This is a genomic window from Acinetobacter sp. YH12236 (assembly GCF_013417645.1).
Classification (GTDB): Bacteria; Pseudomonadota; Gammaproteobacteria; order Pseudomonadales; family Moraxellaceae; genus Acinetobacter.
In genome coordinates this window covers 26,148-41,868 of record NZ_VPDM01000014.1, presented here as the reverse complement: position 1 = coordinate 41,868, position 15,721 = coordinate 26,148, and the positions used below count along the sequence as shown (strand labels likewise).

Sequence of the window (15,721 nt, the reverse complement as noted above, 5' to 3'; positions counted from 1 at the left end):
AAACAATCTAAATTCTGCTGTGCGTGACTGTCTGATTTACTCCGCAAGCTAAGCAGCTTTATAGAGCAAAATATCATTGAGTATCTTTTCAACATAATCCTTTTTCAGACGGAATGCATGAAAAATAACATTCATTTTGCTGATGGATAAGATAAAAATAAGCAACAAAGATGACAATTACGCCTATTCATCGAATCATTTTCGCGCCAAAACAGGGAGATTAATTCAATTCATGCACCAATAAAGCAAATTTCATGCCAACTTAAGGAGCAAAAATCAAAACAACACAAATGACAAAGATTTAGCCTACAAAAGGAAAATTATGATTATTTATGGTGCGTATTTTTTGCACCAAAAGCGCACATTTATAATAAAGATAAAGTGTCCGTGCGCTATTTTAGACCGGCCTAGTTAAATGGATCACTAATCTCGTTTTCTTGAGGTCGAGAATTGCCATTTGATGAGCGCGGACTTCCTTCGACATGACTTTGAGATTTCTGTACATCTACTACATTACCTTCCTGATCACGTCGAACAATCGTGGTACTCGTGGTGCTTTCTTTAGGGGTGACCACAGGTGCTGAAGGTTGAGCTTTCGGTCTTATCTGTACGGATTCATCGACTTTCGGTAAAGGTACATTTTTCAACTGAATTTCATAAAGTTTTTGATTACTTGCCAGTTCTTCCGAACCCATACTGTTGACTAGACTGGCATATTGTTGCATGGCCACAACTTTAGGCTGGACGGATTTAGGCAGATTCAGATTGAGCACTGATAAAGCCTGTTGAGCTTCTGCTGCGGTTTTATACAGACCATATAACAATACATATTGTTCAGGCTGGTTCTCACCCGAAAGCCTTAAATAAACAAAAGGCTTACGATCCTGCTGCTTTTTCAGGAAGGTTTTTAGAATGGCTTCATTACCTACACGAAATAGCTCAATCGCATGCTGTTTCTTTACTTCACCAATATATTTGGTTCCGCGGAATTCAGGCTCATGACTAACATTGACAACAATCCGAGTATTGAGAGCAAGAGGCTTAACCTCATCAGAAAGTGCACCAAGATGGGTCATTGAGGCCACTTTTTCTGGTTGAATCTGTAATTCAACTTCCGTTTCCGGCTTCTTCTCTACTTCTACCACTTCATCTGTATCGGTAATAGCCCAAAAAACCAAGGCAGCAAATAGACAGCATACGCCACAGACCAGCCAGAAATAATGCTGAATCTTTTGCCAAGGGGTACGTAATGCTGTCATAAAAATTTAAACCTATGCCTGATGAGCTAAAATCGCCTGTTGCATCAACTCGACATCAAAGTCTCGAGTAATGACCGCTTTTCCAAGTTGCTGCAATAATACAAGACGAAGCTGCCCATTTAAAACTTTCTTGTCGTGAGCCATGTAAGCCAAGAAATCGTCAAGTGGGATTTTAGGACAAACAATAGGTAATTGCGCACGAGAAATGATTTTTTTTGTACGCTCAAGGTCTTTTAATGAAATCCAGCCCATGCGATGGGATAAATCTGCTGCCATCACCATACCGGTTGCTACAGCTTCACCATGTAGCCATTCACCATAGCCCAGATAAGACTCGATCGCATGACCAAAAGTATGACCGAGATTAAGTAAAGCACGCTCACCCTGCTCTTTTTCATCATTCGCTACAATACGAGCTTTATGCGCACAAGAACGATAAACCGCTTCGGCCAGCAATTGCTCATCACGGGCAATAAGACCTTCCATATTGGCTTCTAACCAGACCAGAAATTCTTCATCACCGAGCAAGGCATATTTGATCACTTCAGCCAGACCGGCAGATAGCTCACGATCTGGCAGCGTAGATAGCTGCGACATATCTGCCAGCACCACTTGTGGCTGCTGGAAAGCACCAATCATGTTTTTACCCAGTGGATGATTAATGCCGGTTTTACCCCCAACACTGGAATCTACTTGAGACAGCAACGTCGTTGGCACCTGAATAAAATATACTCCACGCTGGAAACAGGCAGAAGCAAAGCCGGCCATATCTCCAATAACACCACCACCGAGTGCCAGAACTGTACAATCGCGGTTAAAACCCGCCTCAAGCAATGCATCAAAAATCAGGTTTAGATGCTCAATATTTTTGTATTTCTCGCCATCCGGTAAAATACAGGTCGCCACAGTTTTACCCAGATTTTCCAATGCAGCCTTATAGCGATCCAGATAGAGTGGTGTCACCGTATCATTACTGACAATCATCACCTGCTTGCCATGGATATAGGGCTCAAGCAATTCCTGAGGATTCAAGTTACTGCCAATAAAAATAGGGTAACGACGTTCACCGAGTTCGACATATAAGGTTTTCATGAGGGAATGACCACTTTTTCAACTGAACTTATTTTTTCGGAAGGATGAGATTCAGAATACGCTGCGCCAGATCTCGTGCAGCTCCCTGATTGGTCTCAATAATGTAATGTGCGACTTCCCGGTATAACGGATCCCGCACTGCAAGCAGATCTCTAAGTTTCTGTTCAGGATTTTCAACTTGTAACAAGGGCCGGTTTTTGTCGCGATAGGTTCGCTGAAGCTGAATTTCAACTGGAGTGTAAAGATAAACAACGATGCCTCGCTGCTTTAAATAATCCCGATTAGGAGCCTGAGTAATTGCGCCACCACCAGTCGCAAGCACCAGCTGTGGACGTGAGGTTAACTCATCAATGACAACAGTTTCACGATGACGAAAACCCTTTTCACCCTCTTTTTCGAAGATCCAGGGAATTGTAGCTCCTGTTTTCCGCTCAATTTCATGATCGCTGTCCAGAAATTCTCGTCCTAACAGTTCTGCTAAATGTCGTCCTACTGTTGTTTTACCGGCCCCCATCGGCCCTACCAAATAGATATTTGGCAGGGTTTCAAACTCTTTGCTTGGCAAGGAGTCACCTATTCATTTTGTTAAATTCAAAATATATTAATGATTTCTTGAAACACTGTCATTAACAATTCGAGGCGTAACAAAAATCAGTAACTCACGCTTGTTATCTGATTTTACATCTTTACGGAATAAACGGCCTAAATAAGGTAGATCGCCCAGGAAAGGCACCTTAGTTTGTGCATTTCGAGTTTCTTGCTCAAAAATACCCCCTAACACTACTGTTTCACCATTATCAACCAGTACATTAGTATTGATCTGGTTTTTATTTATCGTTAACTGTCCAGTGGGTGTCGGATTTCCTGGTGAGTCACTGGTAATATTCAACTCCATCTGTACCTTGCCATCTGGGGTAATACTTGGTGTAACGTCCAGACTTAAAGTTGCATCAATAAATTCAGTAGTTGAAACTGCATTAGCACCACCACCTTCTGCGGACTGATATGGAATTTGCGAACCAGAAGCCACAGTTGCTTTTTGCTTATCAGCAGTGAGCACTTTCGGCGTAGAAATCACTTCACCATAACCGTCTGCCTGTAGTGCAGAAAGTTCAAGATCCAGCATAAAATCTGAAAGGCTGATTAAGCCAAAAGCAATACGGCTTGCTCCTTGACTGGTTACCCCTAAGTCTACATTTAGGTTATCCGGGCGTTGAATATCATAGGTAAATCCCCCTAAATCACTTTCTTGAGGATCTCTCAAATCCCATAGAGTAGTGTCACTCCCCCCTACAAGAAGGTGATTATTATTGGTAATCCCTTGAGATAGGATTCCCCACTTCACCCCCATTTCTTTGGTAAAGTCAGTGGTTGCACGGACAATACGCGCCTCTACCATCACCTGCTTCACTTGCACATCAAGTAGATCGACCATATTGCGAATTTTATCAATAAATGGCTGGGTATCATTCACAATAATGGTATTGGTACGAGCATCAATAGAGATAGAGCCACGTGAACTTAATAAACTTTCTCTATCATCACCGTTACTTGTGCTATTCGAGCTCCCTGATCCTGATGCACTCTTATTTTGAGTAATCAGTTTTTCAATATCTGCTGCTTTTGCATAACTGAGCTGCATATATTCAGTTTGAATTGGTGCAAGCTTAACACTCTGTGCTAGTGCTTTCGCTTCTTCTTCTTCGGCCTTAATTAGTTCTGCCACCGGTGCAATCCAGATCACATTACCATTACGGCGTTTATCCAGATTTTTGGTTTTTAACACGATATCTAAAGCCTGATCCCAAGGCACTTCTTTGAGGCGTAAGGTAATATTACCCTGTACGCTATCTGCAGCAACCATATTGATATCGGTAAAATCGGCTAATAATTGTAGAACTCGACGAACTTCAATATCTTGGAAATCGAGGGAAATTTTCTTGCCTGTATAAGCGACTGATTTAGGACGTAATGGACCCTTAACTTCTGGACGCTTCAAACTAATCGTCAGCTTATTATCCGTCTGGAAAGCCATATATTCATAACTTTCTGCAGACTGAATAGTAATTACACCTGAACCATTTTGATTGACTGCATCTACGGTTGAAACAGGCGTGGCAAAATCATTCACATTCAAACGTCGGGTCAAATGTGCCGGAATCTTGGAGCCCAGAGTCCGCACAATCACTTTGGTTCCCTGCTGCTGTACATCGACTGGTGTGTTCTGACCTGCCAGATCAATTACCACCAGTCCTTCACCTTGCGCACCCCGCTGGAAACCAATATTAGTAATCCCCTGAGCGACCTGCTGTTGTACAGGCTGAGCAATAGCGACTGGAGTGGCAGAATTAATTTTTAAAATAAAGGTATTGCCTTCCACACGCGTCGTAAATGCACCTGCATTAGCAAGATTCACTGTCAAACGAGAACGCTGTGCATCCGAGCTAACATCCACTGAACTGGCTTCAGCAGTTGCGACTGGAATACTAGACTGTTTTAGATTTTGTTGGGCCTCATTAAAATCCAGAATCAGGCGTGATGGAGATTCCAGCTGATAAGCTTGAGGCTGAGGTGGCAAGCCATTAAACATCACCCGGATTTCAGTTCCCTGTCCAGGAATTTGCATTGGCACTACATTGGTCATTGAAACTTGCGCACTCGCTGCTTGCATCACAGCAATCGCGACAGCCCCCATAGAAAACTGACGAAACACATGATTCATTGTATTAGCATCCCCAAAAATAAATTCTTTAATACTCTTATTCATTTTTATTCCTTAAAACTTATGGCGCTGGTCCAATCAAAACCAGACTTCGTGGACGTTCCACATATCCCTCACGGCCATCTGGAATAATCTCAATCAAGTCAATCTGTGTCGGCGTAATTCTCGTTACACGACCATGATTAAGTCCCATATAGCTGCCACGTTGTATCCGTTCAATTTCCCCATCAGGCGTTTGAATTAGAGCCAGAATCTGCCCCGCCTGATTCCGCATACTGCCCTTCATACTTAAGGTTTCCAGTGGGTAACTCTCTAAGGGCTGTAATTGGCGTGACAAGTTTGGATAAACCCGCTTACCCGCCATAATTTTCAATTCAGCTGCTAAAGAGCTTGGCAGGAAAGGACTTTTCAGCTGATGAGCTGCGTAATTAAACATTTCTGTCGGAATAAAATCTGGTGCCGGCTCAATTGGTAATGGTGGTTGATTACGAATATTGGTCATTTCCTGATTGACTGCATCAATTCTTGATTCGCAACCCACCAATAAAAATCCAAGCGTTAAAGCTGAAGTAATTTTAATGATATTCATTACTGAGCTCCCTGCGTATCAGTTGTAGCTGAAGTAGATGAAGCATCTGCATTGCCTACATAACGGTAGGTTTTCGCTTTCACTACATAATCAATAACAGGAATTTCAGATTTCTTTTCTTTATTTTCAGTTCCTGTAATGGTGAAATCATGCAGTGTAACGATGCGCGAAAGCCCCGCGATACTACTTACAAAAGAACCAAAGGCGTGATAATCCCCAGTGGCTTCAATCGCGATCGGCTGCTCAATAAAGAATTCCTGCTTGATTTCAGGTTCAAGACGAATATTCTTGAATTTCAGTCCAGAGTTCACCCCACTCAGGTTAATATCTTCAACCAGGCCAGGAATTTCAGTTTCTTTCGGCAGTTGTTCCAATTGCTGATTAAAGCGTGCTTCCATCTCCTGCAACTGAATCTGATACTGCTGTAAATTCCGCAGCTTGGATTCCTTTTCCCGGAATTCATTTAACAGGTTTTGCTCTTGAGCACTGGCTTGTGAAATCGCTTCTATCTTGCCGCGAATAAACCCGAAATACCCCAGCATAAAAACCAGAATAACAATAAAGATCCAGCAGGTAATTTTGACTGATAATGGCCAGCTACCATAATTATTTGGATCTAGTGTATTGAATTGTTGAAAGAACTTTTCAACTGTCATTTTTTTCCTAGGAACAGCCACGACGTCTTGGCTTAATTCATCGAATCCGTCATTACTCATGATGATGCCTCCGCTGTAGTTGTGGCTGGTGTTTGTCCTTCTTTAAGTGTTGGCTCAGCGATTTGATCCAGATCAACCGTGACCGTAAAGCTGCCATAAGATTCTTCTACTCGAGGAATCACTGAGGATGGCGCTTTATCTTTTGGCTCTTCAGCAACCAGGAAAGCATTCATAAATGCATTACGATACCAGGTGGAAGCTTCCAGATTACGTAGCAATTCAGCCACTGTATTCGGACTTTCTGCCTTACCTTCAATGGTGAATTTATCGCCGGTACGCTGGAATTTGGTAATATACATATTGCTTGGTGTGACCCGTACAATTTCATCAATCAGGTGAACTGCAATCGGCCGTTGAGTCTGTAGACCCTGAATCAGCTTCATACGTTCAACAATTGCATTACGCTGGTCTTGTAAACCATCCAATGCTTTCAGCTGTACATCCAGATTCTGGTTAGTACTGACCACCAGCTGGTTGGCCTGTTCCTGATCCTGAAGTTTTTGATCATAATAGAACCAGGTTGAACCTGCTGCTGCCAATCCTAGAAAAAGTGCCCCTGCGCAAATCGCTACAAATTCATTATTTCTTTTAATTCTTAGCTCATCGCGCCAAGGGAGTAAGTTAATCTTTGCCATTAATCAAAACTCCTCAATGCCAAACCACATGCAACCATGAGTGAGGACGCGTCATTTTCAATTTTTTTAATATCAATTTGAGGAGAAAAGCCCATTTGCAGGAATGGATTGGCAATTGTGACCCGGTAGCCGAGTTTTTGCTGTAATAGTTTTGCCAGACCTGGAATATTGGCATTCCCCCCTGCCAATAAAATATGGTCAATCTCGTTAAACTGAGATGAAGAGAAGAAGAACTGTAATGAACGCGCTGCCTGCTGCACGACTGCATCCAGGAAAGGTTCCAGCACTTCGATATCATAATCATCCGGTAAGGCACGGGTTTTTTTAGCACGCCCTGCTTCCTCAAAAGATAATCCATAACGGTTCTGGATTTCCTGAGTCAGCTGCTTACCACCAAAAACCTGCTCACGAGTATAAATGATCTTGTTATTCTGCATGACGGATAAGGTCGTCATACTATGACCAATATCCAGGATCCCGACAGTATTTACCCCCATCGGCAAGGTATCCGAAAACACCTTGAATGCATTTTCTAATGCAAAACTTTCGACATCTGCAATTTTTGGGTTGAGATTGGCAATTTGCAGTACTTCAGAACGCGCTTCAACATTTTCGATTCGGGTCGCCACCAACAGGACATTGACCCGGTTTGGATTGGTTAAACGGTCTGGCAGAACTTCAAAGTCCAGGCTGGCTTCATCAAGAGGGAAAGGAATATATTGTTCAGCATCTTCACGAATCTGAATTTCACGTTCATCATCCGACATATCGACATCCATTTCGATGATCTTGGTGATAACCATAGAAGTTGGAATCGCAAAGGCTGACTGACTGGACTGGGTATTGGCCAAATTAATCGCACGCCCCAACGCATCACCCACCGCTTCTGGATTTAAAATATTTTTTTCAACGACACTACTTTCTGGTAATGGGACCAAAGCATAACTTTCTACCCAGTACCGACCGTTCTTTACAGAGAGCTCTAAAACTTTAACAGAAGTCGAACTAATATCGACTCCTATTAACCCCTTATTTGGCTTACGATATAACCTGCGCACAATACAATTCCTATTATTTTTTTATCCCCAATAAAAACAAACTCACCAATCTGTGCCGGCCTATAATTTTATACAGATACAATAACTCATCTAACAATATGTATATCTAAAGGATATACTGACCGGTAATTAGTTTGCCATTAGCTCTTATTAAAACTTACTTGTTATGAAAAAGCTATCTTGTTCAGGCCTTGTTCATCCATTTTTTTTGATCATTATCATTATTTTGATCTCAATTCCGATGGGTTTCTATGGCATGTATCTCTATATTGCCCCATCTTTGCCTGAAATGTCTACGCTTAAAAAGGCACCTTTATTAAAGCCTTTACAAGTTTTTAGCTCAGATAATGAGCTCATTGCAGAGTATGGTGGCAAGCTTTCTGTTCCTGTGAATTATGAACAGATTCCGAAAGAATTTATTCACGCCTTCCTCGCTGCAGAAGATTCTAGTTTCTTCGAACACAGCGGGATCAGCTTTAAAGGCTTAGGACGTGCAGTCAGTGAAACTATTACCGGCTCTGATGTACAGACTGGCGGTTCGACCATTACCATGCAGGTCGCCAAAAACTACTATTTAAGTCCCGAACGTACTTTAAAGCGTAAGCTGACTGAAATTTTCCTGGCACGTAAAATAGAACAGAATTTAAGTAAAGAAGAAATTCTGACTTTATATGTCAATAAAATTTTCTTGGGGAAAAATGCTTACGGCATTGCGGCAGCAGCGAAAATCTATTACAACAAAAGTTTAGATGAGCTTTCGATTGCGCAAATGGCAATGATTGCTGGCCTACCTAAAGCACCTTCTCGTTATAATCCGGTGGCCAACCCTAAACGTGCATTAGAACGCCGTAACTGGATTTTAGGTCGCATGCTGCAATTGGGGTATCTGAATCAAAGCCAATATCAGGAAGCCATTGCTGAACCGATTAACCTGGATATGCCTGACCGCAGTACGCGTAACAAATTTCCCTACGTCGGTGAAATGGTTCGCTCCGAACTAGTAGAAAATTTTGGTGAACAGGCCATAGATTCAGGTTATAAAGTCTACACGACGATCCATAGTGAACGTCAGGCTTATGCTGAACAGGCGGTACAGGACGGTTTAGAAGCTTATGATCGTCGTCATGGCTGGCGAGGTGCTGAAGCTCACGATCAGCCCCTGCAAAATTTCCGTGTCTATGCCAACACTTACCCTGCTGAAGTGACCAAGGTCAATAATAATAGCTTTGAAGCGTTGATGCAGGATGGTACAACTGTAACTGTGCCTTGGTCAGGCATGTCCTGGGCCCGTCCTTATCGTAGTGCAGATAGTGTAGGTGCTGCACCAAGCAGAGCATCACAGATTGTCAAAGTTAAAGATATTGTTCGTTTAAGACCTAACGAGAATAAAAGTTCCTGGGCACTGGTACAAACGCCTCAGGTACAGGGCCAATTAATTGCATTGAACCCGAATAATGGTGCGATTGAAGCCATTGTGGGTGGTTATAATTTTTATCAATCCAAATTTAACCGTGCGACTCAAGGCTGGCGTCAGCCGGGTTCAACTATTAAACCCTTCGTTTACGCTCTGGCTTTAGAACGTGGTATGACTCCACACACCATGGTCAATGATGCACCGATTACTATTGGTAAATGGAGTCCGCGTAATTCGGATGGCCGTTATTTAGGGATGATTCCTTTACGTCGTGCTTTATATCTGTCACGTAACACGGTTTCAGTACGCCTATTACAAACTGTTGGTATTGAGCGTACACGTCAGTTATTTATGGATTTTGGCTTGCAGGATAACCAGATTCCACGGAACTATACCATTGCTCTAGGTACACCTCAGGTTTTACCAATCCAAATGGCTACTGGTTATGCTACGTTCGCCAATGGCGGTTATCGGATTCAGCCACATTTTATTACGCGGATCGAAGATGCCTATGGCAAGACCATTTTTGAGGCTAAGCCTGAATATGCCTGCATCTCGTGTATTAATGCTCAGGAAGAAAGTCCTCAACCAACAGCCGCACTCACTCCTGATGATGAAGCAATTGAAATCAATAACAAGACCCTAGCGCAAAAACCAGAGACACCAAAAATCTCGGCTGAAGACAGTAATTACCGTCAGGCAGAACGTATTTTAAAATCTAGTTCTGCTTATGATATGGCCAATATCCTGCGTGATGTGATTCAGCATGGTACAGGACGTGCTGCTTTAAGAATTGGTCGTAGCGATATTGGGGGTAAAACCGGTACCACCAATGATGCCAAAGATGCCTGGTTTGCAGGTTTTAATGGCAAACTGGTCACCGTTACCTGGGTCGGTTTCGACCAGCCAAAAACTTTAGGTCGCCGTGAATACGGTGGCGTGGCAGCCTTACCAATCTGGACCGACTTTATGGGTAATGCCTTAAAAGGTACACCAGAAGCTTGGGTTCGCCTGGATCGTAATGCTAAAGCACCTATTAACCGTAATAAAGTAGTGCAAGGTGAGCAGGAACAGCATGATCCGTCTTCTCCACCTTTAGCGACGCCTCTGTATCGCCCTGCCCCGGTTGTAGCACCTAAACGACAAAGCAATGATTTTGAAGATTTGCCTGATCAGGAAATTCGCATACCGGATGATGAAAGAGTGGCCCCAAGAGACCAGCCACCACAGCCAAATCGGGTGGTGGATCCTTTGGAAAACTTGATTGAAGAACTTGAATAATCTGAACCAATAAAAAATCCCTCAATAATGAGGGATTTTTTATTTCTAAATAACCGATTTACTTCTTCTGAAATACATAAATCTGGAATTGGGCCATTAAATCGAATTGATCCTGCTGCTCAAGTGCCAAACGGCGTTCAGGTTTGGCTTTATAAGCATAGGGAGTCATAGCAATCAGGTTTTTTAAATCCGCTTGAGGCAAAGTCATTGGCGCATCAATCACCTGTTCACTTACCAGATTAAATACATCCTGCAACTGCTCAACAAATTTCTGTGGCTCGTGTGCTTTCACTTCCTCAAATAAGGCTTCCCGCATCGCGTACAAATGTTGTGGTGCAGGCGTCACTACCATCAAATAAGATTTTGGCTTTAATACCCGCAAGATTTCCTGTTTCGGAATCGGGCTAAATAAGCTGGTACAGAGATCAATGGATTGATCCAATACCGGCAAGGTTGCCCCTGTCCCTACCACCCAGGTAATTTCTTTATTCAGTTTAGCTGCAACCTGAACTGCATTTTTGGCAATATCTACGCCGACACATTGCATGACTTCAGCCTGCATGGCATTGGTGTAATAGCCTTCGCCACAACCAATATCGAGCAGATTTTCAATCCGCAGCTCACGGATTTTCTTGACCACAGCCTGTTGCAAAGGCGCATAATGGCCTGCACTCAGAAATGCACGGCGTGCCTGCACAGATTCAGGCGTATCGCCCGGATTTTTACTATGTTTATGCTGCACCACATGCAGGTTCACATAACCCTGCTTGGCTACATCATAGCTATGCTGATTGTCACAGCGCCATGTACGTTCATTTAAGCGTAACTGCTCACGACAAACAGGACACATCAGTAGGTTCATTTTTAAATTTCTCCAAAACAAAAAAGCCGGCATGCGCCGACTTTTTCAAATGCATTTCTTAGCGTAATTTTAAGGTCATTAGGCCAAAAACTACCAGCATAATTGTAATAATCCAGAAACGGATGACGACTTGAGTTTCACGCCAACCTTTCTTTTCATAATGGTGATGCAAAGGTGCCATCAGGAATACCCGTTTATTACGCATTCTTAATGAACCGATTTGCAGGAAGACTGAAATTGCTTCCACCAGGAATACACCTGCCATAATCGCAAACACGATTTCCTGACGTACCATCACGGCAATCGTACCCAGCATTGCACCTAAAGATAATGCACCCACGTCACCCATAAACACTTGAGCTGGATGAGCGTTATACCAGAGGAATGCCAGACCGGCACCAATCATCGCAGCACAGATCACCACCAGTTCAGAAGAATATTTCACATAAGGAATATGTAAGTAGTTAGCGAAACGTACATCGCCTGCCAAATAAGCAAATACCCCTAAACCGGCTGCAACCAGGACAATTGGCATAATTGCCAGACCATCCAGACCATCGGTCAGGTTTACGGCATTGGATGCACCATTAATCACGAAGTAAGTGAAAATAATGAAGCCAATTCCCAGCGGAATCACAGACAATGGAATGGTGTGATCCTTAAAGAATGGAATTAACACATCCAGCATATTGGCAGTCACAACTGGATTCGGTTGCTGCTGGGCGATCACATACAGTGCAATACCAGCACCGATTGAACCTACAGACGTCCAAAAGAATTTCTTGCGTGCAGGTAAACCGGCATTGTCCTTATAACGGATTTTAATCCAGTCATCCGCCCAGCCAACGGCGCCGAAAATCACCATTACCGAGAGTACAATCCAGACATAAGGATTCGTCAGGTCTGCCCACAATAAGGTAGAGATCCCGATCGAGAGCAGGATTAGCACCCCACCCATGGTCGGTGTGCCCATTTTCTTGGCATGATTCTCAGGAGCAAACGAACTTACTGCCTGACCATATTTTAGTGCCTGCAATTTGCGAATCATGATCGGACCCAAGACCAAACCGATAGTCATAGCAGTCAAAACGCTGAGCAAAGCACGTAAAGTTAAATAACGAACCACCTGAAACGTGCTATCAAAGCCCGCCAGCTGGTCAAATAGCCATAACAGCATTTAGAGTTTCTCCATCAATGCAGCCATTAATGTTTCCATATGGGTAAAACGCGACCCTTTAAATAGAAAAGACATTGGCTGGGGATGATGTGTTTCAATCAAATCAATTAAAAATGGTAAAGCCTGCTCCTGATTGAGGAAAGCCTGCATCTTCTTACCATATTGCGTACTACGTGCACCTTCTTGTGCAGCTGGAGCAAATTCACCCACAGCCACCACAAAATTAATGCCTTTGACCGATACCAGATCCCGACCAAGTTTATAATGCTCGATCGCGGCAGATGAACCCAGTTCACCGATATCACCGGTCACCATCACTCGAATACCCTGCTGCTGCGCTAAAACTTCAGCCGCTGCACGCATCGAGCTTGGATTGGCATTGTAGGTATCATCAATAAATAAAAAATCTTTGTGCGGAATAAAGTTCAAACGACCTTTGGCACCAACAGCCTGTTCAAGGCCAGCCACGATATCATCCAGACTAATACCAATCGCCAAAGAGAAAGCCACTGCTGCAGTTGCGTTCTGCACATTGTGTTCACCAGCAAATGGCAGATTTACAGTTATAGTGCCTTGTGGTGTATTTAACGTGAAAGTCGCAGATTGCGGATGTAGTTCTACGTCAGTTGCATAGACATCACCGCCCTGACCAAAACTTAGAGTCTTCTCGGTTTTGACGGCTGCACGAATCTGCTCGGCATAATCATCCGCTGCAGGCACAATCGAAGTTTCAGAAATATGTGAATAGATTTCAGACTTGGCGCGACAAATCCCATCACGACCACCAAACTCACCCAAATGTGCGGTACCGATATTAATGATACCGGCCACATGCGGCTGTACCAGATTGGAAGTGTAATCAATTTCACCCTGATGGCTCGCACCCAGCTCCATCACCGCATACTGATGTTCAGCACGCAGTTCCAGCAACATCATTGGGACACCCAAATCATTATTCAGGTTACCGCGAGTGACTAAAGTCGGTGCCAGACGTGACAGGATACTGCCCAGCATTTCCTTGGTCGTGGTTTTACCGCTACTGCCTGTCAAAGCAATGACTTTAAGCTGTGAGTTTTGCTGACGACGATAAGCGCCAAGATGACCCAGTGCCAGACGAGTGTCTTCAACTACTAGCTGGCAAATCTCTGCATCAACAGGTCGACTGACAATTGCGACTCCACAGCCCTTCTCAGCCACTTGGGCGATAAAGTCATGCGCATCAAAACGCTCACCTTTAAGTGCCAAAAAAACATCACCTGCTTCGGCATAACGGGAATCAGTTAAAATCCGCTTAATCTGACCTTCAGGTTTTTTATCATTCAGCCAATAACCCTGAGTGGCTTGCTGTAACTGTTCAATTGTCCATGGCTCTAGAGGCACGGTACTTGTTGTTGAAGTATGCATGTGAAATCCTAATGCGCTGGAAATGCTAAATCACGGTTGTGATGCTGGGCATCAATCGCGGCCTGTACCTCGACCACATCATCAAACCAATGTCGCACCCCATCAATCTCCTGATAATTTTCGTGTCCCTTACCGGCAATCACCACAATGTCACCTGGCTGTGCCTGGTCGACTACAAAGCGGATTGCTTCACGACGGTCATGAATTTCATGATAGGTTTTGCCTGAAAAATCGATACTCTGCTTCATGTCAGCGAAAATCTGGTTTGGATCTTCAGTACGCGGATTGTCCGAAGTCAGCACTGCAATATCAGCACCTTCGAGGGCCGCCTGAGTCATCAGCGGACGTTTGCCACGATCACGATCACCGCCACAACCAAAAGCAACCCAGAGTTTTTGACTGACATGGCGCTTCAGCGTAAGCAAGACCTGAGTCAGGGCATCTGGAGTATGTGCATAATCCACAACAAATAAACGCTCATCATCACGAATGACCTGCATACGGCCTGGGGCACCTTTCAGCTCGGGCACAGTTGCAATGAAATCGGCTAATGCAAAACCGGCTTGCTCTGCCACAACCAGGCTGGCAACCAGATTTTCGATATTAAAATGACCCAGCAAAGGACTATGCACAGTAAATGTATCTTGTGCAGTGATCAGTTTGAATTCAGCACCGGAAATACTGTACTGGATATCCTGAACCTGATAATCAGCTGCTTGCGACAAAGAATAAGTCAGAATTTTCGGCTGATTCGGATTGGCTTTTGCAGTATTCAGCATCACCTCTGCATGTGCGTCATCAATATTGATGACTGCAACTTTCAGAGATTCAAAGCTGAATAAACGCGATTTTGCTTCTGCATAAGCTTCCAGCGTACCGTGATAGTCGAGATGGTCACGACTTAAATTGCTATAAGCCGCAATTTCAATCGCACAACCATTCAGACGGCCTTGCTCCAGACCATGCGAACTCGCTTCAATTGAAGCAAATTCCGCGCCTGCCTGTGCATAGGCATGCAAGGCATTTTGCAATTGCAGGGCATCCAGTGTGGTATGAGAAGAGGCTTCCAGATTCGGCAAAACACCATTCCCTGTAGTCCCCATAACTGCACAAGCTTTGCCTTGCAGCATCAGCAACTCAGCAACCAGACGGGAAATTGTGGTTTTACCATTGGTACCAGTTACGGCCAGAATACGGGCAGCCTTGACTGGCTGAGTCGCTTGCAGATAGCGCTTTTGCCACTCGCCCATCAAGTGACGGACATTGGGTACTACCAAAGCTGGAGTAACACCTAGCTCTTGTTCTGAAATTACGGCCAGTGCACCCAATGACAGGGCTTTTTTGGCATATTCTGCGGTTTTTTCAGGTTGAGACAAGCTGGTCAGGGCAATAAAAATTTGCCCCAGTTTAACTTTGCGGCTGTCCAGTTCGAAACCCTGAAAGGATTGTCGCATCCATTCAGCAGGTTCTTGAACGGCGTAGAGATCTTGAAATGTAATGGACATTGATCAC

Annotated in this window: 13 protein-coding genes; 1 reads left to right on the top strand and 12 read right to left on the bottom strand. The window is 43.8% G+C overall.

The features are described 5' to 3' along the window. Positions 1-407: 407 nt before the first annotated feature. From FTV14_RS08080 to FTV14_RS08045, 8 genes are all read right to left on the bottom strand, one after another. Positions 408-1,259, bottom strand: a complete 852-nt coding sequence (locus FTV14_RS08080) for a hypothetical protein (RefSeq protein WP_179992175.1) — start codon at positions 1,257-1,259, stop codon at positions 408-410. Positions 1,260-1,271: 12 nt separating this feature from the next. Further along, positions 1,272-2,351, bottom strand: coding sequence for a 3-dehydroquinate synthase (gene aroB / locus FTV14_RS08075; protein WP_180053722.1), 1,080 nt, complete (start codon positions 2,349-2,351; stop codon positions 1,272-1,274). Between the two features lie 28 nt (positions 2,352-2,379). Continuing rightward, the gene (gene aroK / locus FTV14_RS08070) at positions 2,380-2,916 is read right to left on the bottom strand and encodes a shikimate kinase AroK (protein ID WP_005233593.1); all 537 of its coding nucleotides are present in this window, start codon (positions 2,914-2,916) and stop codon (positions 2,380-2,382) included. A gap of 36 nt (positions 2,917-2,952) precedes the next feature. After that, positions 2,953-5,073, bottom strand: coding sequence for a type IV pilus secretin PilQ (pilQ, locus tag FTV14_RS08065; RefSeq protein ID WP_373685629.1), 2,121 nt, complete (start codon positions 5,071-5,073; stop codon positions 2,953-2,955). A gap of 61 nt (positions 5,074-5,134) precedes the next feature. Continuing rightward, on the bottom strand, positions 5,135-5,662 hold the full coding sequence (locus tag FTV14_RS08060) for a pilus assembly protein PilP (protein WP_180053721.1): 528 nt from the start codon (positions 5,660-5,662) through the stop codon (positions 5,135-5,137). Continuing rightward, positions 5,662-6,378 (bottom strand): type 4a pilus biogenesis protein PilO, encoded by a 717-nt coding sequence (locus FTV14_RS08055; RefSeq protein ID WP_034702183.1) that lies wholly within the window; start codon positions 6,376-6,378, stop codon positions 5,662-5,664. Before FTV14_RS08055 ends, FTV14_RS08060 begins: the two co-directional genes overlap by 1 nt. After that, on the bottom strand, positions 6,375-7,013 hold the full coding sequence (locus tag FTV14_RS08050; RefSeq protein WP_005233586.1) for a PilN domain-containing protein: 639 nt from the start codon (positions 7,011-7,013) through the stop codon (positions 6,375-6,377). The genes FTV14_RS08055 and FTV14_RS08050 overlap by 4 nt, the downstream gene beginning before the upstream one ends. Next, the gene (locus tag FTV14_RS08045; protein WP_180053720.1) at positions 7,013-8,071 is read right to left on the bottom strand and encodes a pilus assembly protein PilM; all 1,059 of its coding nucleotides are present in this window, start codon (positions 8,069-8,071) and stop codon (positions 7,013-7,015) included. The genes FTV14_RS08050 and FTV14_RS08045 overlap by 1 nt, the downstream gene beginning before the upstream one ends. Positions 8,072-8,237: 166 nt before the next feature. Here FTV14_RS08045 and ponA point away from each other — a divergent pair, with 166 nt between their 5' ends. Beyond that, positions 8,238-10,766 carry a penicillin-binding protein PBP1a gene (gene ponA / locus FTV14_RS08040; protein WP_180033724.1) on the top strand — a complete coding sequence of 843 codons (2,529 nt, stop codon included), beginning with the start codon at positions 8,238-8,240 and terminating at the stop codon, positions 10,764-10,766. Positions 10,767-10,824: 58 nt separating this feature from the next. On the opposite strand, the gene FTV14_RS08035 is transcribed toward ponA, so the two are convergent. The 4 genes from FTV14_RS08035 to FTV14_RS08020 are packed head-to-tail and all read right to left on the bottom strand — an operon-like array spanning position 10,825 to position 15,714. Then, complete coding sequence (locus tag FTV14_RS08035; RefSeq protein ID WP_180016597.1) at positions 10,825-11,628, bottom strand: putative RNA methyltransferase; 804 nt, start codon at positions 11,626-11,628, stop codon at positions 10,825-10,827. Between the two features lie 58 nt (positions 11,629-11,686). Continuing rightward, positions 11,687-12,805: a phospho-N-acetylmuramoyl-pentapeptide-transferase gene (gene mraY, locus FTV14_RS08030; RefSeq protein WP_180025537.1), complete on the bottom strand. Its 1,119-nt coding sequence runs from the start codon at positions 12,803-12,805 to the stop codon at positions 11,687-11,689. Next, the gene (murF, locus tag FTV14_RS08025) at positions 12,806-14,209 is read right to left on the bottom strand and encodes a UDP-N-acetylmuramoyl-tripeptide--D-alanyl-D-alanine ligase (protein ID WP_180011368.1); all 1,404 of its coding nucleotides are present in this window, start codon (positions 14,207-14,209) and stop codon (positions 12,806-12,808) included. An 8-nt stretch (positions 14,210-14,217) separates the two neighbouring features. Then, positions 14,218-15,714: a UDP-N-acetylmuramoyl-L-alanyl-D-glutamate--2,6-diaminopimelate ligase gene (locus FTV14_RS08020; RefSeq protein WP_180025536.1), complete on the bottom strand. Its 1,497-nt coding sequence runs from the start codon at positions 15,712-15,714 to the stop codon at positions 14,218-14,220. Positions 15,715-15,721: the final 7 nt, after the last annotated feature.

Bases quoted from the DNA above. Each gene is read 5' to 3' on its own strand.
- FTV14_RS08080 (WP_179992175.1), bottom strand. From the start codon at position 1,259: ATGACAGCATTACGTACCCCTTGGCAAAAGATTCAGCATTATTTCTGG.
- aroB (WP_180053722.1), bottom strand. From the start codon at position 2,351: ATGAAAACCTTATATGTCGAACTCGGTGAACGTCGTTACCCTATTTTT.
- pilQ (WP_373685629.1), bottom strand. From the start codon at position 5,073: ATGAATCATGTGTTTCGTCAGTTTTCTATGGGGGCTGTCGCGATTGCT.
- FTV14_RS08060 (WP_180053721.1), bottom strand. From the start codon at position 5,662: ATGAATATCATTAAAATTACTTCAGCTTTAACGCTTGGATTTTTATTG.
- FTV14_RS08055 (WP_034702183.1), bottom strand. From the start codon at position 6,378: ATGAGTAATGACGGATTCGATGAATTAAGCCAAGACGTCGTGGCTGTT.
- FTV14_RS08050 (WP_005233586.1), bottom strand. From the start codon at position 7,013: ATGGCAAAGATTAACTTACTCCCTTGGCGCGATGAGCTAAGAATTAAA.
- ponA (WP_180033724.1), top strand. From the start codon at position 8,238: ATGAAAAAGCTATCTTGTTCAGGCCTTGTTCATCCATTTTTTTTGATC.
- FTV14_RS08035 (WP_180016597.1), bottom strand. From the start codon at position 11,628: ATGAACCTACTGATGTGTCCTGTTTGTCGTGAGCAGTTACGCTTAAAT.
- mraY (WP_180025537.1), bottom strand. From the start codon at position 12,805: ATGCTGTTATGGCTATTTGACCAGCTGGCGGGCTTTGATAGCACGTTT.
- murF (WP_180011368.1), bottom strand. From the start codon at position 14,209: ATGCATACTTCAACAACAAGTACCGTGCCTCTAGAGCCATGGACAATT.
- FTV14_RS08020 (WP_180025536.1), bottom strand. From the start codon at position 15,714: ATGTCCATTACATTTCAAGATCTCTACGCCGTTCAAGAACCTGCTGAA.